Here is a 25,129-nt window from a genome sequence, read left to right on the forward strand (position 1 = left end):
TGATATATATAATCAAGTAATGACTTGCTACAATATCTCGTCACACGAAAGGGCTAAGCATTTCAAGTTGTATGCCACTCATTAACCAAGTGACCAGTGAAATCAATCCATCATTTCACTGCATACAACGGATTGAAGCATGGCAAGGTCACACATACATGAATGGAGTTTTGACATGTACCATAATTTAACCATCCAATCTGTTATTTTTGATATGGATGGCTTGCTGATTGATTCTGAGCCTTTTTGGGCACAGGGAGAGCGAGAGGTGTTTTCTCAGTTAGGCATCGACTTGTCTATTGCCGATAAATTACCTGATACTCTCGGTTTACGTATCGACCATGTTGTAGAGCTTTGGTACCACGCTTCTCCATGGCAAGGCCATAGCCTCAAAGAAGTTGAGCAAATGATTATTGACCGTGTCATTGGATTAGTTGAGGAACAACGTCCTCTCCTACCTGGTGTGCATCATGCCCTTGAACTGTGCCGTTCAATGGATCTCAATATCGCGCTCGCTTCAGCATCCCCACTCTATATGCTGGAAAAAGTCTTAAACTTATTTGATATTCGCGATTATTTTTCTGCGGTCGTCTCTGCTGCTGATTTACCTCACAGCAAACCACACCCAGAAGTTTATCTGAATGCCGCAGCGTTGTTAGACACCAAGCCTATTCATTGTGTGTCATTAGAAGATTCCTTTAATGGCATGATTGCCGCTAAAGCAGCACGGATGCGCTCGATCGTCGTACCCGATAAACAACATTTTAATGACCCGCGTTGGGGCCTCGCTGATGTTAAGCTATCTTCACTCAATGAATTAACTGAAAAACATTTGCGTTAATTTTTATTCATTTCTTTTTTTATCTAATCCCTATCATTTTTTGATAGGGATATTACGAAAAAGTATAAAGCTCTGATGTTATTCGCTAATAAATAAGCGTTTTTTTCGCTACTCACCTATCATATTCCTTGTAAACACTTTATACTTCCCGCCTAACTGTATAGATAAACAGATGGTAATTTATCCACCATGACTGCTGAAGGGCACCTGCTATTTTCTGTCGCCTCATTAATAATGGCACATAAGCTAGAAATCACGACTGAGCTTGCTCAAGGTGACTGGCTACATATGGTGCCAGGCGTTCTGCTGGGTGCCTTATTGCCAGATATCGATCACCCTTCTTCTATTCCTGGGCGGCTATTAAGGATCTTATCAATACCGATTTCTAAATTATGCGGACACCGTGGATTCACGCATAGCTTGATTGCTTGGCTACTATTAATGATCGCCTGCTACCAGTGGTTACCATCACAATGGGCTATCCCGAATGATTTACTGCAAGCATTCTTACTCGGTTATATCAGCCACTTAATTGCAGATATACTAACGCCTTCTGGAGTGCCATTCCTATGGCCACTGCCGTTGCGTTTTTGCCTGCCACTACTGCGTAGTAAGTCCAATAAACGGGCTGAGCGCTTTGTTGCTATTGCATTGACGGTTTGTGCTTGCCTTCTACCTGCTGGCTACAACTTTGATCTGCACTCACAATTTGATAGCGTTATAAAATATATTCATAATCAAATAGATACATACTTACCTACCTAATCAATCGTTTTGTAATATACTGTAAGTATCAATCTTTATATGTTATTACTTTTCATTATAAGAATTGTATTTTATCTACTGTTAACATATAACCAGTTGTTAGGATAAGCTAATCCCTTATAACCTTTAAGGTTTACAGTGCTAATAACATAATTCAAAAACTGCGATTGGAGTTCGGAATGAATATTCCTTTAATAATTAATGTGCTCATCTTTGTAGCACTGCTTATACTGCTAGCAAAATTAGGGGCAAAGGGCTGGAGTCTATCTAAAAAAGTTTTATTAGGCTTGGTTTTCGGTGTTGCTTATGGTGTAGCGCTACACTATGTGTATGGTACTGGTCACCAAACGCTGAAGGATTCCATTCTCTGGTTTAATATCGTCGGTAATGGTTATGTGCAATTATTACAAATGGTTATTATGCCATTAGTATTTGCCTCAATACTCAGCGCTGTTGCACGCCTACACAAGGCTTCCTCTTTAGGAAAAATTAGTTTTTTAACGATTGGTACACTACTATTAACGACAGCCATTGCCGCACTGATTGGTATTTTGATGGCTAATCTGTTTGGCTTAACGGCCGAAGGTTTGGTTCAAGGCCAGCAAGAAACCGCACGTCTTGATGCGATTCAAAATAACTATGTCGGTAAAGTATCCGATCTAGCTGTTCCACAGTTAATTTTATCCTTTATTCCAAAAAATCCATTTGCTGATCTGACTGGGGCTAGCCCAACGTCAATTATTAGCGTCGTGATTTTTGCAGCCTTCTTAGGTGTCGCTGCCTTACAATTATTCAAAGATGACCAAGAGCGTGGTGAGAAAGCATTAGCGGCTATCGATGTGTTACAAGCTTGGGCGATGAAACTGGTTCGTTTAGTGATGCGTTTAACACCGTATGGTGTAATGGCACTAATGATAAAAGTTGTCGCAAGCTCTAACTTATCCGATATCATCAACTTAGGTACTTTTGTTATTGCCTCTTATGTCGCAATCGGATTAATGTTTATTATCCACGGTATTTTCATTGCGGTAACTGGCCTAAGCCCGATTAAATTTTTCAAAAAAGCAGGTCCAGTATTAACGTTCGCTTTCACAAGCCGTTCTAGTGCAGCGAGTATTCCATTAAATATTGAGACGCAAACTCGCCGTTTTGGTGTGCCAGAGTCTATCGCTAGCTTTTCCGCTTCCTTTGGTGCCACTATCGGCCAAAACGGTTGTGCAGGTATTTATCCTGCGATGTTGGCGGTAATGGTTGCGCCAACAATGGGAATTAACCCATTTGATCCTCTATGGATTGCCACCTTGGTTGGTATCGTCACAATCAGTTCCGCTGGGGTTGCGGGTGTTGGTGGTGGTGCAACATTTGCGGCATTAATTGTATTGCCAGCGATGGGTCTCCCCGTCACGCTTGTAGCATTATTGATTTCCGTTGAACCATTGATTGATATGGGCCGTACCGCATTAAACGTGAGCGGTTCAATGACTGCGGGTACCGTAACCAGTCAGTTAATGGGTGAAACCAACAAAACAATTTATAACCAAGAAGAGGATGGCGAACTAAAACACGTCTAATCTTCGCTCATGATTAACTGCTCACCGTCCTATCGGGCTCGGTTAGTAAAATAACAATCACACCCTGTGAGTCTTAGGCTGACAGGGTGTTTTTTTATCTCACGCCTTTAATTAAATTTATTTATCGTATGGATAACGATAAATTTCAGTGTTTAATTCTAAAATACCTTGCCAATAGTCAATAGTACGTAAGATAATAGCGGCTGAGTAACGATTCTAGGCTATCTGCCTATGTTACGTCAGCCCGTGTTCTGCGGGTCACCATCATCAATATTTTTTAGTGATTTTATATATGACCAATATTCATATACTAAAAACTGATCCTGAAAATAACCCATGTGTAAGTTGCGGTGCATGTTGCGCTTATTTTCGCGTCTCTTTCTATTGGGCTGAGAGTGAAAGTGGTGGTGGGTTAGTCCCTCAAGAGTTAACTGAGCAAATCACCCCCTTTATGAGTGCAATGAAAGGGACAAACCAAAAACACAATACGCGCTGCACCGCATTGACAGGTACCATTGGCGAATGTGTCTCTTGCTCAATTTACACACAACGACCAACGCCTTGCCGCGAGTTTGAACAATCATGGTTATCAGGAGTTCACAATGAAGCTTGTGACCGAGCTCGAGCAGCCCATGGCCTTCCGCCTTTAGAACCTCACTTGCCACAGATCGCGTGTTAACCGTCTATGACCCAGGTCACTCTGGGTTATCTCTTTGAATCCATTGATGATACATCTTACTTCAATGAAGAAATTGAGCTTATTCATCTCAATAGATTAATTGAATAGCAATGAAAAATGGTCATCTCCTTTAGCCACACCCCCTCTTCTTTAATGCCTCTGAATGATATTCAGATCGACTGTTTATCTAACGTCAATCAACATAACCCGAATGGGTTATGTTGAGGATTTAAATGGCTTTCAAGGACTATTTCTTTGTTTTGCGGATGTTAAAGCGTTATCTACGCAAAAAAACGCTAATATGTTTATTCTTCCCTTAACTCTGTCATGGCTTCCATTGCTAATTCAAATGAATATAAGCGAGCCTGATGGTCAAAAATTTGCCCATTAACCATGATTTCATCGGCCTGGGTTTGCCGCAATATAGACGCTATCCCATGACGAACTTTCGCCTTATCTCCTACCAATGACATCCCTAGGGCTTGCTGCACACCCAATTGCTCGGCTGGAGACCAAATTTTATCCATATCTTGAACAGGTGGTGGCAATTGAGCAGGCTGTCCTCTACGCAACATAACAAAAGCTTGCTGCATTGATGTAAATAAAAATTCAGCATCACGCACCGTATCAGCTGCAATTATATTGATACAAACCATTGCATAAGGCTTTTCAAGCCTTGCTGAAGGTTGAAAGTTTTCACGGTATACATGCAGTGCCTGTAGTAACAAATCAGGTGCAAAATGTGATGCAAAGGCGAAAGGTAAGCCCATCTGAGCAGCAAGCTGTGCGCTGTATAAACTTGAACCTAATAACCAAACTGGAATTTTTTCGCCATAACCGGGAACAGGCCTAACAGGTGGGTTAGGATCTATTGCATCAAACCAATTGACTAATTCAGCCACATCTCGCGGAAAATTATCAATATCCTGACTCATGTGCCGACGTAGTGCCCTCATGGTCTGTTGATCGCTTCCCGGAGCACGCCCTAGTCCTAAATCTATTCGATTTGGATATAAGGTATTCAATGTTCCAAATTGCTCAGCGATCACCAGAGGTGAATGGTTAGGTAGCATAACGCCTCCCGAACCTACACGTAACCTTGTGGTATTCGCAGCAAGATAGCCAATCAGCACTGATGTGGCAGCACTTGCTATCCCAGTCATATTATGATGTTCCGCTAACCAATATCGATGATAGCCGAGTTTTTCAGCTAATTGAGCTAAATCGAGAGAATGAGAAAAGGCTTCCTTAGCGGTAGCACCTTGAGGGATAGGCGCAAGATCTAACACGGAAAAAGGCATATTGATATCAGACATAATGACTCACTTTGTTATCATTTTGTTCGTTATACAACATGCTAATCGATTACTCTCTCACCTGCCAGTCACTCTGTTTCCTACAGCACAAGTGATGCTATCTCGCTATACTAATACCCCATAATAAAGCCTTAATTGACTCTGCTATTTGTGTTAGGAAGCTAAATAAGTAGAAAATATGGAAAAAGTGCAGCAATTGTGAAGCTTCAGTCAAAGCAGGTAAAACCGATTGCGGTAAAAAACCAATTCATTGATTATTCAAATCAGTGCAAATAAGAGGATATATCAATGACAAAATTAAATTCTGGTTTACTTGCTATCATGTTGATGTCAATTGGATTTTCGGCTGCTGCTAATGGCCCTAATAATAAAGTGCCACGCAGCCATATGGGGAATCACCCTAATATGCTATTCAGTGTGACTCAACAGACAACAACCCCAAATGAAACATTGAAAAAACTTGCTAATGATGCACCCAAAGTGGCAGAAGGTAAACGTTACATGGTTAAAATGAGCATTGTAGAAATGCCTGAGTATGCCCCCATGAGACGAGGTGCAGCACCGCAACCGGACAATGCAGCTACAACGACTCCAGCACAATAGTTTTTTAAGATAAAATACCTCATAGGTATTACCTTTTAGACTAATACGCAGAATCAAATAGCATCTCTTGCAAATGTTCGTTATCTTAAGCGAATAACAAGTAGATCTATTAATCCTACGAATTGCCTCTATTTATAGAGGCTTTTTTTTATCCTAATTAAATTTAGTCTAAAACTAGTAAATTTCCTTATTTATTTCTAATCTTAATAAGCAACAAACAGTATTGTGTAGACTTGAGTATCTATTTTTATACAACCGTTGGAGCAAATCATGGGTTATTTCGAACTGAAAAAATCGACAAAAGATACGGCTCAGCCATACTATTTTGTTCTTAAAGCTGCAAATCATGAAATCATCGCAAGTAGCGAGATGTATTCGACGAAGCAAGCTGCATTAAAAGGAATTGCATCTGTTCAAAAAAATGCCGTAACAGAGGAAATCAAAGATCTCACCGCTTCATAGCGTCAAAAAAGGTTTTTCGACTTAACGGCTGAAACGCCTTGTGAACCTACGAGGCGTTTTATGCGCAACTCGCCTAATAAAGCACACTCATTCAGTCACAACAAAGACTCATCGTACAGGGGTAATAAAAGGATTCTGATATCACCAACCGAAATTGCCATGACTTTGTTATGTCAGAAAAGTGTTCACCTTCAAAAGCCATTGATGTCATTGCTTCTGGAAATAACGTCATAATAGCCATAGCTGAAATCGCGCTTTCCTATTATCAGATCCCTCCAATGCATCTATCCAGTCAGTTTCCAGCAGCGATAATAAAATACCACTTCACTGACAGAGATAATCTCCATGTAACGTTATAAATAGTCACACACGATCACTTGCCACAGCGATAAGAATTAAAGCCCTAATGATGATAAGGGCTTTGTGATAAACTTCACTGAACCTACACTTTATAATGCAAGAAACGTTTACGACTGCCAAAAATAATCGTTTTTTTCTTGCCAGCCTTTACGTTTCATACAACGAACATATTCTTGACGACGACTCTCTTTATTAACATCTAAAACATAGCTCTCTGTCTTCGGTACTTTCTCTTCATAAGTTTTTTCTTTACCGCATTCATCGTCTTTCTTGCACTTTTTTGAAATGGTTTCATACACAGTGTGCTGGGCGACTTCGTTACGAACGGGAAATCGTTTAAAGGCATCAAATTCACATTGTGAATCCGCCTCCTGATATGTCCATTCAGATAAACCTACGGGTTCCCATTTTGACGTGCAGGCAAATAACAACAAACACATCAACATAACGGTTAATTTCAATATCTTATTCCTATGCTTGTCTTAATATAAAAATACGCTAATCACTACTTATAATAAATAAGGAGACCGACATTCCATATGTTATAATCTTTTCATCACAACGATTGGAGGATGCTATGCAACACTATAAAAATATCGTTAAACACGTCGATTCGCTATTAGAAGAGAATTCGATCCCTAATATGAATGCGTTACTTATGCAACTTTCCCACGATGAATTGTTAACACAAGAGCAACGCTTCGAACAACAGCAACGCTTAAGAAACGCAATTTTTAAACATCATGAATCGTAAAGCCAATGTGATGAGTATAAAATAAAAAATTTATTACCCATCACATGCTTAATCGAATTTTGTCTAATTAAATTGGTCATGTCAATATATAGCATCAATTACGCTAAATATATAATCGATTGTTTAAATTAAATCAGTTTATTAATATCAGTGTATATTAAAAACAATAATAATTATTTTATTTATTCGTCATTTCAGCGCGGCTTTGTCTCTATAAATAATCATAAATAACTGTTCCCTTAAACTCTCACTCTTTATTTTACTTGCTTATCAACCTCTAACTTGATTAGCTTACCTATTTAAATTCAACAAGTTATAGTGATGATAGGTTTTATTTTAAACAACCCTGAATACCCCCAATAATAACACCCTATATAGTAAGGCAATTCTCTAAAAATTAAACACATAAAAACCATTAGCACCTTTAAATTCAAAAAAAACATCTAGCATTACCTATTTTTGAAATTTAATTATCAACAATTAAATAATCAATAGATTGTATATGAGAATTTTTATGTTCATTTTTAAAAGTAACCGTACTATTTTTATTCATTTACGCCTAACTCACCTCAATAGCATTTTACTTGATGACAAGAATCCTTCTTTTCATATGCAGGATAAAGTGTGATGATTATCATAGCGCGATCATAAGTTTGAAAATAGGCAGTGGAGAGACGTTTTTGAGAAGGGAATCGGCTTATATTGTCAAAAATATAAACCTTGTCGCTATCGTCACGACAAGGTTAACGCGGTTAATTAAAATTCATCTTGTTGCAAATAAGACCAAGCGTATTGAGCATAAAGTTCAGCACCTGTCACCATTGCATCTTCATCAATATTAAAACGCCCATGATGATGTGCCCATTGTGTATCTTTATCTGGATTACCTGATCCCAATAAAGCGAAACAGCCAGGAATGTTTTCAATATAAAAACTGAAATCTTCACCACCCGTTGTTGGTTTCTCAAACATCAACGTGTCTTCACCAAATGCTTGCGTAATAACAGATTGCGCCAACAATGCACTACGTTCCTCATTAATCACAGGAAGTGTGCCATAAGTATAAATAACTTCCGCTGTCGCGCCATACATTGCGGCGGTATGTTCTGCATAACGTCTGATTGCCGCTTCAATACGACTGCGAGTTTCAAGATTAAAACAGCGAACAGTTCCGTCTAATACCGCATTTTCAGCAATCACATTAAAGCGAGTACCAACCTCCATCTTCCCAATACTGACCACTGCTGATTCCAATGGCGATGTCTCACGAGAAATAACTGATTGTAGATTCATCACAAAAGAAGATGCCACGACAGCGGCATCAATTGTGGCTTCAGGCATTGAACCGTGACCACCACGCCCTTTAAACTTCACGACTAACAAATCAGCGGAGGCAAATGTCCCCCCTACGTTACAAGAGACTTTTCCGGAAGGCGTCGTTGACCAGATATGCATGCCAAATACATTATCCACATTTTCCACGGCACCTTGTTTCACCATTTCTTTAGCGCCTTGGGCTATCTCTTCAGCCGGCTGAAAAATCAACCTCACATTGCCTTTCAAATCCGCGCGGACATCGTATAGCGCTTTTGCGGCTGTCAATAACATCGAGGTATGTGCATCATGTCCGCATGCATGCATTTTTCCTTGATTCTGTGATTTATATTCCAAAGAATCATTCAATTCCAGCACGGGTAACGCATCAATATCTGCACGTAACGCCACCGTTTTGCCTGGTTTTCCGCCCTTAATTTCAGCAATAATCCCTGTTGGCTCTGTTAGTCGATATTCGATACCAATCTTAGTTAACTCTTCTGCAATCCGTTTTGTTGTCCGTATTTCTTCCCACGGTAATTCAGGATGCGCATGCAGGTCTCGACGAAAGGCAATCATCGCTGTTGTGTATTTTTTGATTGCTTCAGTAATTGTTGTATTTACCATTGTTCTACCTTTACCTCAGAGCAGAGATCTCTTCATCTGCTTAATCACGATAAGACTGATTATGAGTTCAACATTCGGTTAATGACCGCACAGACTCAAACATAACGTCAACACCACGAGCGATTTGCTCATAATCCGTCCATTCATCTGGATGATGACTTAATCCATTACGACTCGGTACAAAAATTAGCCCAGTGGCTGTGATACCGGCAAAAATCATCGTGTCATGCCCTGCACCACTTACCATCGTTCGATAACGTAATCCCTGTTTTTGTGCATGATTTACCATCAATTGATGAATTTCAGGGGCTAATTTTGTGGGTGAAACATAAAGAGGCTGAATAACATCACTTTGAATATTCCTCTTAGTACTTTCCTGCTCAACCAGCGCGATGATTTGTGCAATGGCTTGACGTAACGCTGTTTCATTTCTCGAACGAATATCAACACTGAATGTGACTTCACTCGGGATCACATTTGCCCCATTAGGTAACACATTCAATCTTCCGACTGTTGCAACCGTACTTTCACCTACTGTTATCGCTATGTTCGCAATTTGGCTGATAATGTGACTCGCGCACACCAATGCATCAGCACGCATATGCATTGGTGTCGTTCCTGCATGCCCCGCTTTACCCGTTAATTTGACTTCAAGCTGAGCAATGCCAACAATGATATCAACAATGCCAACGTCTTCATTTGCTTGCTCTAAGACGGGGCCTTGCTCAATATGCAGTTCTAAGAAAGCTTTCACTGTCGACGGTACAAGTACGGCTTCTGCTGCTTTATCGGCATTAAATCCCGCATCAGCCATACGTTGTGCCGCAGAAATACCTTGTCTGTCAGTTAATTGGTGCAACTCTTTGCGACCAATCAGACCTGTTATCACACTCGAAGCCATCAAACCCCGCCCAAAGCTGGTTCCTTCTTCTTCAACCAATGCAATGACTTCAAGGGGATAACGTGGTTGAAGTTGTTGCTCACGAATACGCGCCACAACATCCAACCCTGCCACAATCCCTGCTGGCCCATCGAAAGCGCCACCATTGGGTACAGAATCAAAATGTGAACCAATCATAACGGCAGGCAACCCACTTTCCGTGCCTTCTAATCGTCCATAGAGATTACCGATGGCATCCTCACGTACCTGTAAGCCAAGCAGATGCATTTGCTCTTTTAAATATGCTCTAGCTTGCTTATCTTGCTCACTATAGCTCATACGAGTCGTTCCTTGACCCGGTGTCGATGTAAATTCGGCCAACTGCTCTAAATGCCGTTGAATTCTGAATGTGCTTGTTTCCATCATCATTTACCCTGCAAGTGGTGTAATAAAACCAACCATAATTCCAGCAAGTACCACAGAGACCATGGTCACTGAAATAAATCCACCGACTAACATGGGTCCTAACATATGGCCGGTCAGAATTTGCCTTTCTTTCTCATCTTTCGTCAGCGCATTAATCGCTTCATTCGTAATGATATAATCGGCTGGAAAACCATAGAGTGCGGTTAACGATACGGCGAATGCCATTTCTTTAGAGACACCCAGTATCTTTCCGACTATCCAAGAAGCGAGATACATCCCAATTACTGCGGCAGCAATTAAAACAATCATTGGATAAACCAGTCGTAATAACATATCTGGAGTCGCATGGTTTAAGGTATCGAAAATAAACAGCATCAACGCCATAATGGCAAAGCCAAACCCATTGGCTTTTTGTAAAGGTTGCCTTTCTAAAAAGCCGAGTGAAGAAGCAATAACCCCAAATAACAGACATAATACAAATGGGCTAATGCTCACAATAGGGGCAGCCCATGTTGAAACTAAATAGGCAAGATACCCAACCGCTGCTAAGCGTAAAAACTTAAAATAACTGGTATTGTAATGTGAAGGTATTTTCTTGAATAAACGCGGCATCTCTTCTTCAGAAACCACCGTTTTTACTGCAACATCTTTTGCCCCTTCAACAGATAATGACGCGTTCCATTGACCATTACGGTATTGTTCAAGAACTCTGCGCCCTTCTCTTTTTAACATGACCGCTGTTAATGGGTATCCGGCAAAACCTTGCATAACATAAATTAAAATAGCAAACACGGATAAATCAATCAGGCCAGCATCCGCTGCCCCTTTAGACATAATAAGTGAAGAAACAATTCCCCCCACTAAGGGTGGAATAGCAACCAAGATTGTATTGAGATCAAATAACACCATTCCCACAGCGAATATAAATATAATAATGCCTAAAATTCCAGATAAGGAAATTAAAATGGTTTTCCACTGCCGTAAAAGTTCCTTTAGCGATAACAGTGTTCCCATATTGGTTATTAACAGATACATCAACATCACTGCAACCACTTGCGGTATTCCAGCAATACTTACAATATCCTTTGGAAAGAATGTCCAATAACCGAATAGGAATAAAACGGCACACACGAATACAGAAGGGATCCAAGCTTTGGTTCTCACCGCAATTGCATCGCCGATATACAATATCAAAACTATGATAAACAGAGCTAACATCTGTGACATAACTTTTCCCCGTCAATATCTTTTTCTAATTCAATTTTTTTAAGGCTATACGTTTTATTATTTTTTATAACGCGCGATATAACTTCATAATTAGTTTGATATATAGCCAAATATGAGATTATTTCGCTATCGATAATGGAAAATAGCAACAAAAATCATAATATCATCGAAAATCAATATGTATAGATAACGCTCTGGAAGACTAGGCAAATTGCCAAATAGAAAACTCATTATTAAAATAGTGATAAATAATAAAAAATCTATTGCAACATCAGGAATACGCTGACAATGGCGTGATTTTTTAGCGATATATTTCACAAAATACAGAGTTAATAATAAATAATTTCTTGGTTTATTTTTTGTTCAACGAGATTATATTCTGTTGTCGACCGCCATAATTCCAAAAAATACACTTATGATTTAGGAAAAAAGGTTGTTTTTCTCATAATAGAATCAAATTACTCCAAACAATCTACTTTATTAGCATTTTGTTAAAATTAGTGTATAAAAAGTGTTTTTTTGCTAAAAGCCATTCTGAAATAATGCGTTCTTCATTTTAAAGATACGATGTGAGGATAATTGATCATATTTTTAACTAGACAAAATTTCACTCATTGAGAAACGTAAATACAATATAAAGAGATTCAATATCGTCTCCTTTAAAATAACTGATCGTAATTAGGGATTAATAAGGAATATTCATTTATAAAAATTATCTTAATATTTATAAATACCCACCTTACCCGTTGTCATTAACAAATAAGCGCCTAGTTTTTGCAACCAGAGTAAGGCGGTGATATCAATACTTTTCTTCTAAGCAGCCCTTGTGAGCTTACTCCTATTTTTCGCCTATTATGCATCCAGCCGAAAATATTCAATTTATCGTTAATCATCATCCACAATGGAAGAGCCGTTTTCAGGCATTACTGTTGCAATAGCCAATGATGACAAAGCATGCCTAAGAAGGTAAAAAATAACGCTCCTACAACATGAATTGCGATAGTACTCAGCGCAATCATCAATTTTCCTTCTTGAATCCGCATCAAAACTTCCCATGAAAACGTTGAGAACGTCGTAAAGGCACCACAAAAACCAGTCACAATAAACAATTTATAAGCTGGATTTAAATTTGAGCTAGCAAAATAAGCAATAGCAAAACCAATAACAAAGCCCCCGACTAAATTCACAAACACTGTGCCCATTGGAATGTTTGGATAAAGATGATTAAGCCTTAAACTGACAAACCATCTTAGCCAACCGCCCAAGACGGAACCTAACGCAATAGAAAAAAGTGATGCATACATAGACAATCCCTTATAGCTGTAAACAGGGGATAAATGAGAAGGAAACGTTGAAAGCATTTATGCCCCAAAATATTCAGGGCGCATAATCGCTACGCCCCCTATCAATTGAAAAGGTTAACGTAGGCATCATTAGCCCTTTTTCTTTGGGCGGTTTTTGATAGGAGGAATGCCATCTCCTATCAATAGGATATCCATAATGAATATTAAGGTAAAGCGCCGAGTCTTGCAGTCATATTAACTCAACAATAAAACGTAAATTTTATTAATATCTTTTTCCGATTGGCATTCTATTTCGTCTTAATATGTAAATTTTAACGTAAATGGCGCATAATGTTTTGCACTGCAAAGCATATAACGGCTTATATCGTTTCATGTCACTATTGAGATCGATAATCAATGATAAAATTTCCACATGAAGTCAGATTAATTTTCATAGGATAAATCTAAAATGGATAAAAAACGCACACTATTGACCGCGGAGAATATTGGATACGTCATTGATAATAAAGTCATACTAGACAAAGTAGATTTTCGTTTATATGAAGGTGAATTCAAATTAATAACAGGGCCTTCTGGTTGCGGAAAAAGCACACTACTAAAAATAATCGCTTCGTTACTCTCGCCAACTTCTGGACGTCTGCTTTTTAATGGTCATGATTATACGACTCTCTCACCGGAAGAATATCGCCAACAAGTTTCTTACTGTACACAAACTCCCTCTTTATTTGGTTCTACTGTTTACGACAACCTATTTTTTCCTTATCAAATACGTAAGCAAACTTTTAATAAAAACAAAGTGCTTCAAGATCTAAGCTATTTTTCTTTACCCGAATCTATCTTAGAAAAAAGCATCAATGAGCTATCTGGAGGAGAAAAACAACGTATCTCATTGATTCGTAACCTTCAATTTTTACCTAAAGTTTTATTATTAGATGAAATAACCAGCGCTTTGGATGAGGCGAATAAAGTGAAAGTCAATGAATTAATCCATCAATTAGCAACACAACAAAATATTGCCATCTTATGGGTTACACATGACCAAGATGAAATTTCACATGCAGATAACATGATTACCCTTCCCGCTCATCATACCGAAAAATAGGAATAAGCCATGCACCAACCTAATATTACCAATGAATCCTTGGCTTTCTCTATCATGCTTGTTCTGGTTGCCATTTTTATTAGTCACAAAGAAAAACTCACTCTAGAAAAAGACATCATTTGGAGTACATGCCGTGCGATCGTCCAACTATTAATTGTTGGTTATATTCTAAAGTATATTTTTCATGTTGATCATGAAATTCTCACTATCGCTATGGTTATGTTTATCTGCTTTAATGCCGCCTGGAATGCGAGAAAGAGAAGTAAATATATAGAAAAAGTTTTCGTAACCGCTTTTATCGCCATTACCTCCAGCACACTTTTAACCTTATTGATCTTGATTATCACCAAAGCCATTGTCTTTACACCTATGCAGGTGATTCCAATTACAGGCATGATTGCCGGCAATGCGATGATTGCTGTCGGTTTATGTTTTAATAATTTAGGGCAGCGTTTTAGTAATCAACAACAGCAGATACAAGAGATGCTAAGCCTAGGTGCAACCCCAAAAACGGCCTCTATTTCTATCATTCGTGATAGTATCCGAGCATCACTCATCCCAACAATTGACTCAGCAAAAACAGTCGGTATCGTCAGTTTACCCGGAATGATGTCTGGATTAATTTTTGCTGGTGTTGATCCATTGGAAGCAGTTAAATATCAGATCATGGTAACATTTATGTTATTAGCTACGGCCAGTTTATCGACCATTTTAACGGGATATATGACCTACCTTAAATTTTATAATAATCGTCATCAGCTACTTATAAACACGCTAAATAAGTAATCACAGAGGAAACACTGGGTAACAGCGCAATTATCCAGTGTTTTCTTATAAAGCGAATTTTCGCAATTTCCGATTTGGCTATTAGACCATAAAAATAAGTTATTTGAGTGGTTATATACTATTCTCTATTACAGCTAAATTCACTAAGCATTAATTTAGCTGCAATATCGCTTCCATAACGATTCCATCACTGACAACGGTAACAGATCATAATCCCCTTCAACTAATGGAATTGACAATACTGTTCTGCCGTCTTGATTTTTGTAAACCTTTACCGTGAACCGTTTATATCCTTCTATTTTTGCATTTTTTACCCTTAATACTTCCCCACAAACATAACCGACTTCCCCTTTGTCAGTTGTTGCACGAATAAAATTATATTTTATATTTCTAAATGCCGCTGACTCAGGATAAGACAAATAATCCACTACGCTATATTTAACCGATTTGATCAAATCCGGTTGAGGCTTATAATTAAAAATAACCCCTAATAGAAATGCACCACCGACAATCAGCACGATCGTGAGCAATTTGACTATATTCATACTTTACGCTCTTAAAAAGCCAACACATTGATAATTAAACAAAAAAATATTTAACAAGCGTGTTAATTAAAGCATCTCTAAATAGTATAAGGTAGAGTACAGCTTTAGGTAACGATACGTCTCACATTAATAACTTAAATTTTTCTTACTATTATCTATTAAAAATAATTATGATAAGGCGAGAAACAGCGATGAAAATATAACAGTTAAAAATAACTCAGTTTAATAAAATTAAATTATTTTAACTCGTCTCACACAATCAAAGAGTAATCCTATCAGTAATAACGATTGAAAATAAGAGTTATTGCCCCACCAAACTGTTACAGTTTGTTTCTTTTAGCGAAAAAGAATATTTTCAGCATAATCACCATAAAACATTTAACTTAATAACAAATAATATGGCATTTTAAAACATGAATAAATAAAAATATTTCCTTCAATAAGCAAATATTTGTATCTAAATATTTACACTCCCGCAAAAGGAGTAAATGAAGGATAAAAAATAGAAATCATAACGATAATTCATAATACAATCTAAATTTGTTATCTGTCGTTCGGCTATATCACCAGTACCGGCGGTCTTTAATTTATACAGATGAATCAATAAACCACTTTTTTCTATTTTGTGCTATTTTACCTTTCTCGTCGACTAGACTAATCGCGCTTCACTCATCTGGGAAAATATGACTCTAATCTCACATCACCATAGCGCGTCAAAACACGACATAGTGAGAAACTCAGTACATCAATAGAATAAGAGGTTAGCATTCAACACGCTTTTAAGGTGCAATTTGCGCCAGATATCCCCTTAAAAATATACTTAAAAGCCCAATAGAAATAGTGAATACACCATGCCTTATTGATTGCGGTTACAAATTTGCAGGCGTATCAATACAGAATATTCCTATAAATCTATCTTGAATGAGAAAACTAAAATTTTACGGCCAATTTTGACAATGGATTTCATTTTAGTCAGGTAGCATTTATACGTCTCTGTGATAGGGTGTATTATGACAAATACTCAATTGCTCTTACTTGCAATCAACAATATAAATGCAAATATCGATCTTTCAGATACACAAGCATCATATGTATATCAGTTTTACCATACACAAATTGCTCATAAGAATCTAAGTATTGATGATTTTTTAAAACAATTTATCGAACAAGTGGAACCCACTTTGGCGAGCAATAGCAATTTATGCCATAAATCTGAGCAGATCTATCAACTCATTCTGAGTTATTTGCAACAAGCGGAAGCGCGTTTTATTTATAATAAAACGTTGATTAATAAAAAATAAGAAATCAAACGCCTCTTTAACTTGCCCTAAAGAGGCGTTCACCGGAGATATAGCGAATTTCATTCAAAGGACAGCAACTCAGAAATCATCAATCCTTACGACCATATCGATAACTGTCACACTCACTTATCACTTAAGCGGTGAGTTATTTACCTTCCCCTTGAACCTCATAGAATTGTGTTTCAATCACTAAAGACTGCTTTTGAGTTTGCATTTTTCCATCAACATCATAGGTCGTTAAAACTTGGCAAGTTGTTGGTGCTCCCGACGGATCATATTGACATTTTCTGTCAACGCTATACCCCAAATCACCAAGCATTTTCTGTTCTATCCGAATATCCGCATAACGCTCACTATCGGCTATTGGCGTGTAGATCGTCTGCATATACAATTGATTGTTATCATAGTAATTCATTTCCTGAAGCTCACCTAAATGACTATAAACTAATGTATCAATGGTATCGCTACGGCTATTGGTAATACTCTTGATATAACCCCGTTCATTGTATTCAAAATACGCAGTACCATAATGATCTTTTTGAGAGATAAAACGACATTGGTCGTCTAAATTAATAATAATCTCCCCTTGAGCGCTACGACCTTTTAATTGGTTATCTTCTCTTGCTAATTGTATATGCTGGTTAGCGGCAGAAGAAATGGACTCAAAACTCTCAATACAACTGTTTTCGTCCAATTTTAAATTAATCTCATGAGCGACTATATTATTTTCAGTATAAAACGTCGCATTTATTTCTTTTACAGGCCCCTTTATTAATACACCACTGTACAATGCGTATATATTTTGTATTGCTGGCAGATATCCCTTTTCTGCTGATGCCGTCGACATTAATAAACTCGCTAATGTGAAAGCGAAAGTTATAAACTTCATCATTATGCACTTTGCCTTGCTTCAAATTTATAAGGAAAGATGATCTCTTCGTGTTGATTCGAGTAATCACTATCAGGATCTGCTAACCATTTTTGTAGTTTCTTCGCCGTCTCTTTTGCCATTTTGCTATAATCAATACGCACAGAGGTTAATGACGGATGAATATAATCACAATTAGATGATCCTTCAACGCAAGCAACCGCTAACATAGACGGTACTTTTACGAGTCTTCTTTGACATTCAAATAGCACACCTAACGCAATCATTTCATGGCTACATATGACGGCATCAAGCTCAGGCTGCCGTGTTAGCATTTCGCTAATCGCTTGGCGCCCAAAATCCATCGTCGCAACATAGGGCGTCGTAATACTTTGTTCAGCGCTATGATAGTGACTGAGCATGGCTTTTGTCCAACCACTCAATTGCTGACTTTGTACTTTGCTATCCATCTGTGCGCCTATATAACCAATTCTTTTATACCCTTTTTGCAGCATATAGTGGGTTAAAAAAAACACGGCTTCACCAATATTACTTCTGATGTTTAATGACAGCGGATAATTCGATTCACCTGCAACACCGATGACGGGAATATCAATATTTTTAAGGTAATTAAAAACGCTCTCGGAATTAATTGCCCCAAAAATCACTACAGCAGCAGGATTACTTTGTAATAACGTAAATAGAACCTCTGCTTCTTTTTTTTGCTGATAATCATGACTACCAATGACAACCTGATAACTATTTTTATTCAGCACGTCTTGTAATGGTTGCAGGAATGCCGAACTCGCGTAGTCCCTTAATGACGGTACTAACACTGCTATGGTTCTGCTTTGGCCTGATGCTAATATTCCAGCCGCAGAGTTTGGTATGTATCCCAACTCGGCAACGGCTTCATTAATTTTTTCTCGCAGTTTATCTGATACCAAATCAGGAGTACGCAACGCTCTCGATACAGTCATTGATCCCACACCTGCATATTTGGCCACATCCTGAAGCGTTACCCGTCCTGTATTTTTTCTTTTGCGTATTTTTTCCATAAAAGGTTTTTTTGCTCTATTTCATTCTCTATCTGGCTATAAGTTACCACAGGTTAGTTTTGTTAATGAGCGGACTTTTATGCTCTTTGCTTTTTATTCGCTTTATTTTTGCGAAATGATAGCGCTATCACGAAAATGAATAATTCAACTAGATAGCGCTACCATTGATCACTACTATGCTCTTAGTTAGAAGAAAAGCTAAAAAAAGAGTTTTACATTACCAGGAGCAAATTTAATGCTAACGACATTACTGACCCCCAATGTTATTCAGGTTGTCGAAAACGCCACTGATTGGCGAGAGGCGATTAATATCGCTTGCGAACCCTTGATTAAAAACAATTCCATTCAACCTTCTTATATTGATGCCATCATTCATTCACATGAAAAAATTGGTCCTTATTATGTCCTAGGTCCAGGCATTGCAATGCCCCATGCTCGCCCGGAAGACGGTGTTAACCAATTATCACTGGGTTTAACCGTTATCAAGAATGGTGTGGAGTTTGGATCTGAAGGCAACGACCCAATCAAGCTGTTAATTGTTCTTGCTGCAACTGACAGTGATAGCCATATTGGCGCCATCGCTAAACTTGCAGAACTTTTTGATAATCAAGAAGATATTGACAGCATTATGCAATCAGAAAACATCGATGACATTCTCAATATCATCGCTCGTTACTAATTATTAAAAGGAAATCACATGAAAATCACAGTCGTATGCGGAAATGGTTTAGGTACTAGCCTAATGATGGAAATGAGCATCAAAACAATTTTGAAAGACTTGCAAGTCAATGCAGATGTTGATCATGTTGATCTTGGTTCAGCAAAAGGGACTGCAAGTGATATTTATGTCGGAACTAAAGATATCGCGGAGCAATTAGTCGCACAACACGTTAATGGTGAAATTGTTGCGCTAGAAAATATGATCGACAAAGTTGCAATGAAAGAACATTTGAGTGTCGCTCTGCGTAATCTCGGCGCGCTATAAACGGAGGCGGTATGTCATTTTTTCGTTTTCTGATGGAAGATGTGCTATCAGAACCCGCTATATTAGTGGGTCTGATCGCACTTATCGGTCTGATTGCTCAAAAAAAACCGGTGACCGAATGCATTAAAGGCACCATCAAAACCATCATGGGTTTTGTCATTTTAGGTGCAGGTGCTGGTTTAGTCGTTAGTTCACTCGGTGATTTTTCAGCGATTTTCCAACATGCCTTTGGCATTAACGGTGTCGTTCCAAACAATGAAGCGATCGTCTCTATCGCTCAGAAGAGCTTTGGCCGTGAAATGGCGATGATTATGTTCTTTGCCATGTTAATCAACATACTCATTGTACGCCTGACACCATGGAAATTTATTTTCCTCACCGGCCATCACACATTATTCATGTCAATGATGGTTGCCGTTATTCTAGCAACTGCTGGAATGCAAGGAACAATGTTAGTCGTCGTTGGTTCACTGATTGTCGGCTTTTGTATGGTGTTTTTCCCAGCCATCGCGCACCCATACATGAAAAAAGTCACGGGTTCTGATGATGTCGCCATTGGTCACTTTTCCACTATTTCATATGTCCTCGCCGGTTTTATTGGCAGTAAATTTGGTAATAAAGAACATTCAACTGAAGATATGAATGTGCCAAAGAGCTTGCTTTTCTTACGTGATACCCCAGTGGCTATTTCATTCACTATGTTCATTATTTTCATTATTACCTGCCTATTCGCGGGTGGTGATTATGTACGTGAAGTGAGTGGCGGTAAAAATTGGTTCATGTTCTCATTAATGCAATCTATTACATTTGCTGCGGGTGTTTATATTATCCTGCAAGGTGTTCGTATGGTGATTGCTGAGATCGTACCTGCTTTTAAAGGTATTTCGGATAAATTAGTACCAAATGCAAAACCAGCTCTAGACTGCCCTGTCGTCTTCCCTTATGCGCCAAATGCTGTATTAGTCGGTTTCTTAAGTAGCTTTGCTGCCGGCATAATCGGTATGTTTATTCTCTATGCGCTCAATATGACCGTCATTATTCCAGGCGTTGTGCCACACTTCTTCGTTGGTGCAGCAGCTGGCGTATTCGGTAATGCAACAGGCGGACGTCGAGGTGCCATTTTAGGTGCCTTTGCGCAAGGTTTATTGATTACCTTCTTACCTGTATTCCTATTACCTGTTCTTGGTGATATCGGTATCGCAAATACAACATTTAGTGATGCTGACTTTGGAGCTATCGGTATTCTATTAGGTATTATTGTACGCTAGAAATAAAATCCCCATAGCCACCTTGGCTACGGGGATTTTTCACTTCATTAAGCAATCAATTTCCAAATGCTATTAGCCCAACTTACCCACTAACGCCCCTTCTTTAAATAAGAACTCCTGCAAAGAAATCAAATCATCCGGAGTCACATGAATAACCCCTTCTCCCGGAATATCAATCTCTGCAATCATAAATAACGCTAATGTTGTTAAGGAAGGCAATATTAAAATTAACCAGTTCTTTCCTTTCGTGCCTCGGATGTTGTATCCAATCAAGATATTAGAACAAATCGCAAAGAAAATGAGCAAAAACCAAGCTGCGTTTGGTATTTGATGACGCCAACTTGCCATGGTTTTTTGCTGTGAAAGATAGAGGTCACTAAACGCAGTGAGTACAGAAGCAATGACAGGGTTGGGAGATTGGTTCGCTTCCTTAACGGCGATATCCCAGAGTGCGGCTTGCTTTTCTAAAGATACCCTTCGCCATTGATTATTTTCATCACTGATACCCGATTTAAAAAATTCAATCCTTGCTTCTAAATACTGCTGTAATAGATGGATTGCATCATTTTTATCGCTATTGTTGAGTATTTGTATCCGTTGATAAGCATTGCCAATCGCAATCGCTTCATTTTCCTCAGTTTGTTGACGGTTATTATAGCCATTGATTGAAATTGACAACACAAAACCAATCAATAACCCCAGTAAGGATAAAATTGCGCCTAATATTATTTTCGCTTCGTCATCCGCAATGTCTTCATGTGCATTCCTACGCTTAAATATAAATTTACCGATGTAAGCTGAAATCACTAACAAAATAAACGTAATAACAAATAAGAGAATAGAGTCAATAGGTGTGTCATTAATTAATTCAGAAAGGCTAAACATAGAGAAGTTCCAGATAAGAAATTTCTCGATGATATAACATATCCAGAATAACACTTTCTAGCTTTTTAACGACCAAAAACAAGTTCAGATTTTAACGCTAAAATGCCATCTAAAAATGATTATTTGCTTGCCATTATTCATGTTCACACCTAAAAAAACAGCTAGTTAACCTACTGTTTTTTAATTGGTTTTTGATGTTCAAATTCAAGCTTTGGCATACACTCCTCGAGCTTCCCCAATTAAATCCCAGTGTGTCATCGTGAATTAACCCAAGTCCCTTTTAATACAAAATTTCATCAACCTAGTTTTAGTGTTTGCATATAGTCAGAATATCTACCGCCACGTGTATGAAATGAGGTAACATCGTTCCCTTGGCAAAGTCGATTAGCTCAGCAGATCAAATGCCCTACGCTTTTCTCTACAATAAGATAATTTTGACCGGATCTCTGACGCGTTGTTCACACACATGACCGCACGTCTGGAAAACGCATAAATTGAATTATAAATCTTAACAAGAATAACCCAATGAAAGGAATGAATTAATGGATTAATGGATTAATGGATTAATGGATTAATGGATTAATGGATATAAGTTATCTCTGTTGATGAGACGGGCCAATTAAGTTTTATATTAGCGATTACTCTTTTTATGAATAACAATATACTTCGATAAGCCTCATTAGGGCTTATCGTACTACTCAGTTTTCATTCTTCATTACTCGGAAACTAAAATGACACGTTACTCTTTATCTCCATAGCGCTTTTTTATTGAAATTAAAAAAGAATCAATAATCCAACTTAATTTTTTTGTCCCAAGAAAACCTATCATCGCTCCACAAAACTCCGCAAGGGATGACCAAGCCTCAGAATAATTCATATATACAAGTAACCATTGTAGAGTACGAATAGCACTAACGGTAATAGCACCACATATGACTGCTTCGGCTAATGATTGCCATGCGCTGTTACCATCTCGCCATTCTCTAATAAATGCAATTAGCGTTGCCAACATAACACCACTTAATAAAGGAAAATTGAGTTGAATCCAGCGAAAAACCTGCTCCCAAAAATCAATATTTTTCTCATGCATAATGAAACCTCCTAAATGGAGTGAAAATTATTATCAATAAATGAAGCCCCCTTATCATTGATATCAAGTCGTAATTAATCTCAATTACCCTTGATATTTTTTATCGCTACTGACACAGAAAAATCTCCCAAATGACATTATTGCAAAAACCTCCTTTTAACTTTGAGAAATAAAACTAAAAGCATTAATTGAAAACATATTTAACTTTATATTATTTTTATATATAGCAGCTGATAGATTTGTATCCTCACACACACAAAAGCCAAATTAAAGACGTTAATTTTTTAGTCATTAATAATAATTACGCTTACCAAGAAAATGTAAAAAACGCTATTATTTATATACCATGCAGCTCTCTAATAATTAAAGGTATTTCCTTGTAATTATGACTTTCAATTATCATTTTTAATGTGAATCGAGTACTCAAAAACGCCGATAACTCGCTATATTAGTAAAACCTAATAAATTTATTTATTGAAACAGAATGGCCAGCACGAATTTATTCACTGAGTCATCGCCAAAACATAGCTATTATTGTATAAAATCAAATTGTTATAAAATTATACATCTGATTAACTCAATAACATGATGTCGGATTTAAATGTGCAACTTAGCATTGTAAAAGTGACTAAAAACATCAGTGTTATCACGACAACGACAGAATGGTATATGACCAAGCCAATGGCGAGTCAATCGATTCATACAGTCAAAAGTCTGTTAGACGTGATGTTATTCTACTGTCAATGCAGCATATTAACTTGAGTGAAATCAGTAAAATCAAACTGAGCTTTTAACAGCAACGCATTCCCTTAGTAAATAAAGGAATAAATAGACAAAAAGCCGCATAAGCGGCTTTTTACACTCATTTTCGCTCTATTAGAGGTGATGTTTAGCGACATAAGCCTTTTCTTCATCGCGCAGGGTTAGCACTTCATAACCTGTTGCTGTCACTAAAATCGTATGCTCAGATTGTGCTGACAACTTCTTGTCTCGAGTCACCACAGTCCAACCATCTTTTTTAGTTTTAATTTTCATGCCACCTTGGTTAATCATTGGTTCGATTGTAAATGTCATCCCTTCTTTCAACACCGCACCTTGACCCCGTACGCCATAGTGGAGGACCTGAGGATCTTCGTGCATTTCGCGGCCTATACCATGACCACAGTATTCACGCACAACACTGTACCCGTTGGCTTGTGCATGGTATTGAATTGCGGCACCAATATCTCCCAAAGTTGCACCAGGTTTGACCTGCTTAATCCCTTCCCACATCGCTTCATAAGTATCTTTAACTAGTTTACGCGCAAGTGGAGAAGCCTCTGGCATGACATACATTTTGCTTGAGTCAGCAATAAAACCATTTTTTTCTAATGTAATATCTACGTTGATAATATCTTTGGCTTTTAAATATTCATCAACTTTCGGTACGCCATGGCAAACGACCTCATTCAACGAGGTATTTAACACATATTGGTAATCATACTGCCCCTTACTGGCCGGCCTAGCTTGTAGATCGTTTACAATATAGTCTTCAACCTTATTATTGATTTCCATGGTGGTAATACCTGGCACGATAAACGTATCCAGCATGGCAAATACTTTAGCTAGCAAGCGGCCTGACTCACGCATCAATTCAATTTCTTCCGCTGTTTTGATTGTGATATTACTCATGCTACTTCCCTTTATGATTAACAGATTCTTTTTCTAACATTTCACTAATCAGTGTCGTGAAGGTTTTGTCTGGATTTAATTCTGCTTGAATACCTATTTTTATCCAAAATTCCGCCTGAGAATTAATAGAACGTGACATAACATGGCTAGCACGACGCAAATAGTCATGTAATTCATCTGAAATTTTGACAATTCCCAAAATAGTCCCTCAAAGCATATAAAACGTTATGGTTTATATATAAACCATATAATATCTACCATGATAAAGATAGGTGTTAAATAACTATCTAGAAATAAATCGCACGAATGAACCTGTTTAAAACAGCCAATTTTAATTTTCTGACTTGAATCCTCCGTCAAAGTATCAAACGTTATCATGTTGTACTCTAATTGTTAGTTAGCGCTATATTTATACTTGTATTAAGAGAGAGTTTTTTACCG

27 protein-coding genes and 1 riboswitch are annotated in these 25,129 nt (G+C 37.9%); of the genes, 14 read left to right on the forward strand and 13 right to left on the reverse strand.

Annotation, left to right across the window (positions count from 1 at the left end):
* The first annotated feature begins 175 nt into the window (after positions 1-175).
* From hxpB to O7C57_RS12490, 4 genes are all read left to right on the forward strand, one after another.
* Positions 176-841, forward strand: a complete 666-nt coding sequence (hxpB, locus tag O7C57_RS12475; protein WP_154621830.1) for a hexitol phosphatase HxpB — start codon at positions 176-178, stop codon at positions 839-841.
* Between the two features lie 189 nt (positions 842-1,030).
* On the forward strand, positions 1,031-1,606 hold the full coding sequence (locus tag O7C57_RS12480; RefSeq protein WP_154621829.1) for a metal-dependent hydrolase: 576 nt from the start codon (positions 1,031-1,033) through the stop codon (positions 1,604-1,606).
* 179 nt (positions 1,607-1,785) lie between these two features.
* Positions 1,786-3,177: an L-cystine transporter gene (locus O7C57_RS12485; protein ID WP_154621828.1), complete on the forward strand. Its 1,392-nt coding sequence runs from the start codon at positions 1,786-1,788 to the stop codon at positions 3,175-3,177.
* A 292-nt stretch (positions 3,178-3,469) separates the two neighbouring features.
* The gene (locus tag O7C57_RS12490; RefSeq protein WP_154621827.1) at positions 3,470-3,856 is read left to right on the forward strand and encodes a YkgJ family cysteine cluster protein; all 387 of its coding nucleotides are present in this window, start codon (positions 3,470-3,472) and stop codon (positions 3,854-3,856) included.
* Between the two features lie 305 nt (positions 3,857-4,161).
* On the opposite strand, the gene O7C57_RS12495 is transcribed toward O7C57_RS12490, so the two are convergent.
* A complete protein-coding gene (locus O7C57_RS12495; protein WP_163862079.1) occupies positions 4,162-5,172 on the reverse strand; it encodes a luciferase-like monooxygenase in 1,011 nt (336 codons plus the stop codon).
* 288 nt (positions 5,173-5,460) lie between these two features.
* On the opposite strand from O7C57_RS12495, the gene O7C57_RS12500 reads away from it, so the two are divergent.
* The 3 genes from O7C57_RS12500 (at position 5,461) to O7C57_RS12510 (ending at position 6,596) form a co-directional block, all read left to right on the forward strand.
* Positions 5,461-5,775 carry a hypothetical protein gene (locus tag O7C57_RS12500; RefSeq protein WP_269723192.1) on the forward strand — a complete coding sequence of 105 codons (315 nt, stop codon included), beginning with the start codon at positions 5,461-5,463 and terminating at the stop codon, positions 5,773-5,775.
* 270 nt (positions 5,776-6,045) lie between these two features.
* A complete protein-coding gene (locus tag O7C57_RS12505; protein WP_269723193.1) occupies positions 6,046-6,237 on the forward strand; it encodes a YegP family protein in 192 nt (63 codons plus the stop codon).
* Positions 6,238-6,407: 170 nt separating this feature from the next.
* Positions 6,408-6,596 carry a hypothetical protein gene (locus O7C57_RS12510; RefSeq protein ID WP_269723194.1) on the forward strand — a complete coding sequence of 63 codons (189 nt, stop codon included), beginning with the start codon at positions 6,408-6,410 and terminating at the stop codon, positions 6,594-6,596.
* A gap of 108 nt (positions 6,597-6,704) precedes the next feature.
* Here O7C57_RS12510 and O7C57_RS12515 read toward each other — a convergent pair whose 3' ends face one another.
* Positions 6,705-7,058, reverse strand: coding sequence for a hypothetical protein (locus tag O7C57_RS12515; RefSeq protein WP_230085767.1), 354 nt, complete (start codon positions 7,056-7,058; stop codon positions 6,705-6,707).
* Between the two features lie 116 nt (positions 7,059-7,174).
* On the opposite strand from O7C57_RS12515, the gene O7C57_RS12520 reads away from it, so the two are divergent.
* The gene (locus O7C57_RS12520) at positions 7,175-7,351 is read left to right on the forward strand and encodes a DUF2526 family protein (RefSeq protein WP_154621823.1); all 177 of its coding nucleotides are present in this window, start codon (positions 7,175-7,177) and stop codon (positions 7,349-7,351) included.
* A 756-nt stretch (positions 7,352-8,107) separates the two neighbouring features.
* Here the strand turns inward: O7C57_RS12520 and O7C57_RS12525 are convergent.
* From O7C57_RS12525 to crcB, 4 genes are all read right to left on the reverse strand, one after another.
* Positions 8,108-9,292 (reverse strand): M20 family metallopeptidase, encoded by a 1,185-nt coding sequence (locus O7C57_RS12525; RefSeq protein ID WP_154623351.1) that lies wholly within the window; start codon positions 9,290-9,292, stop codon positions 8,108-8,110.
* 67 nt (positions 9,293-9,359) lie between these two features.
* The gene (locus tag O7C57_RS12530) at positions 9,360-10,601 is read right to left on the reverse strand and encodes a Zn-dependent hydrolase (RefSeq protein ID WP_231131754.1); all 1,242 of its coding nucleotides are present in this window, start codon (positions 10,599-10,601) and stop codon (positions 9,360-9,362) included.
* Entirely contained in the window at positions 10,602-11,825 is a 1,224-nt protein-coding gene (locus O7C57_RS12535) for a hypothetical protein (RefSeq protein ID WP_251464359.1), read from the reverse strand.
* Between the two features lie 923 nt (positions 11,826-12,748).
* Positions 12,749-13,129 (reverse strand): fluoride efflux transporter CrcB, encoded by a 381-nt coding sequence (gene crcB / locus O7C57_RS12540; protein ID WP_163862087.1) that lies wholly within the window; start codon positions 13,127-13,129, stop codon positions 12,749-12,751.
* Between the two features lie 113 nt (positions 13,130-13,242).
* Positions 13,243-13,315, reverse strand: a riboswitch (Fluoride riboswitch).
* Between the two features lie 262 nt (positions 13,316-13,577).
* On the opposite strand from crcB, the gene fetA reads away from it, so the two are divergent.
* Positions 13,578-14,231, forward strand: a complete 654-nt coding sequence (fetA, locus tag O7C57_RS12545) for an iron efflux ABC transporter ATP-binding subunit FetA (RefSeq protein WP_163862089.1) — start codon at positions 13,578-13,580, stop codon at positions 14,229-14,231.
* A gap of 9 nt (positions 14,232-14,240) precedes the next feature.
* Complete coding sequence (gene fetB / locus O7C57_RS12550) at positions 14,241-15,017, forward strand: iron efflux ABC transporter permease subunit FetB (protein ID WP_154621971.1); 777 nt, start codon at positions 14,241-14,243, stop codon at positions 15,015-15,017.
* A gap of 155 nt (positions 15,018-15,172) precedes the next feature.
* On the opposite strand, the gene O7C57_RS12555 is transcribed toward fetB, so the two are convergent.
* On the reverse strand, positions 15,173-15,562 hold the full coding sequence (locus O7C57_RS12555) for a hypothetical protein (protein WP_154635772.1): 390 nt from the start codon (positions 15,560-15,562) through the stop codon (positions 15,173-15,175).
* 1,010 nt (positions 15,563-16,572) lie between these two features.
* Here O7C57_RS12555 and O7C57_RS12560 point away from each other — a divergent pair.
* A complete protein-coding gene (locus O7C57_RS12560) occupies positions 16,573-16,863 on the forward strand; it encodes a hypothetical protein (RefSeq protein ID WP_154624729.1) in 291 nt (96 codons plus the stop codon).
* A 145-nt stretch (positions 16,864-17,008) separates the two neighbouring features.
* Here O7C57_RS12560 and O7C57_RS12565 read toward each other — a convergent pair whose 3' ends face one another.
* Together O7C57_RS12565 and O7C57_RS12570 are read right to left on the reverse strand one after the other, a co-directional pair.
* Positions 17,009-17,755: a YnfC family lipoprotein gene (locus O7C57_RS12565; protein WP_269723195.1), complete on the reverse strand. Its 747-nt coding sequence runs from the start codon at positions 17,753-17,755 to the stop codon at positions 17,009-17,011.
* Positions 17,755-18,789 carry a LacI family DNA-binding transcriptional regulator gene (locus O7C57_RS12570; protein ID WP_269723196.1) on the reverse strand — a complete coding sequence of 345 codons (1,035 nt, stop codon included), beginning with the start codon at positions 18,787-18,789 and terminating at the stop codon, positions 17,755-17,757. The genes O7C57_RS12565 and O7C57_RS12570 overlap by 1 nt, the downstream gene beginning before the upstream one ends.
* A gap of 235 nt (positions 18,790-19,024) precedes the next feature.
* On the opposite strand from O7C57_RS12570, the gene O7C57_RS12575 reads away from it, so the two are divergent.
* The 3 genes from O7C57_RS12575 to O7C57_RS12585 are packed head-to-tail and all read left to right on the forward strand — an operon-like array spanning position 19,025 to position 21,042.
* Positions 19,025-19,468: a PTS sugar transporter subunit IIA gene (locus tag O7C57_RS12575; RefSeq protein ID WP_154624732.1), complete on the forward strand. Its 444-nt coding sequence runs from the start codon at positions 19,025-19,027 to the stop codon at positions 19,466-19,468.
* An 18-nt stretch (positions 19,469-19,486) separates the two neighbouring features.
* On the forward strand, positions 19,487-19,774 hold the full coding sequence (locus O7C57_RS12580) for a PTS sugar transporter subunit IIB (protein ID WP_154624733.1): 288 nt from the start codon (positions 19,487-19,489) through the stop codon (positions 19,772-19,774).
* 11 nt (positions 19,775-19,785) lie between these two features.
* Positions 19,786-21,042, forward strand: coding sequence for a PTS ascorbate transporter subunit IIC (locus tag O7C57_RS12585; RefSeq protein ID WP_269723197.1), 1,257 nt, complete (start codon positions 19,786-19,788; stop codon positions 21,040-21,042).
* A gap of 72 nt (positions 21,043-21,114) precedes the next feature.
* Here O7C57_RS12585 and O7C57_RS12590 read toward each other — a convergent pair whose 3' ends face one another.
* The 4 genes from O7C57_RS12590 to O7C57_RS12605 all read right to left on the reverse strand — a co-directional run bounded on the left by O7C57_RS12590 (position 21,115) and on the right by O7C57_RS12605 (position 24,887).
* On the reverse strand, positions 21,115-21,927 hold the full coding sequence (locus O7C57_RS12590; RefSeq protein ID WP_154624735.1) for a DUF4239 domain-containing protein: 813 nt from the start codon (positions 21,925-21,927) through the stop codon (positions 21,115-21,117).
* Between the two features lie 739 nt (positions 21,928-22,666).
* Complete coding sequence (locus O7C57_RS12595; RefSeq protein ID WP_154624736.1) at positions 22,667-23,017, reverse strand: phage holin family protein; 351 nt, start codon at positions 23,015-23,017, stop codon at positions 22,667-22,669.
* Positions 23,018-23,893: 876 nt separating this feature from the next.
* A complete protein-coding gene (map, locus tag O7C57_RS12600) occupies positions 23,894-24,688 on the reverse strand; it encodes a type I methionyl aminopeptidase (RefSeq protein WP_269723198.1) in 795 nt (264 codons plus the stop codon).
* A gap of 1 nt (position 24,689) precedes the next feature.
* Positions 24,690-24,887 carry a ParD-like family protein gene (locus O7C57_RS12605; RefSeq protein WP_154621903.1) on the reverse strand — a complete coding sequence of 66 codons (198 nt, stop codon included), beginning with the start codon at positions 24,885-24,887 and terminating at the stop codon, positions 24,690-24,692.
* Positions 24,888-25,129: the final 242 nt, after the last annotated feature.

It is taken from the genome of Providencia sp. 21OH12SH02B-Prov (assembly GCF_027362595.1).
Lineage (GTDB): Bacteria > Pseudomonadota > Gammaproteobacteria > Enterobacterales > Enterobacteriaceae > Providencia > Providencia zhejiangensis.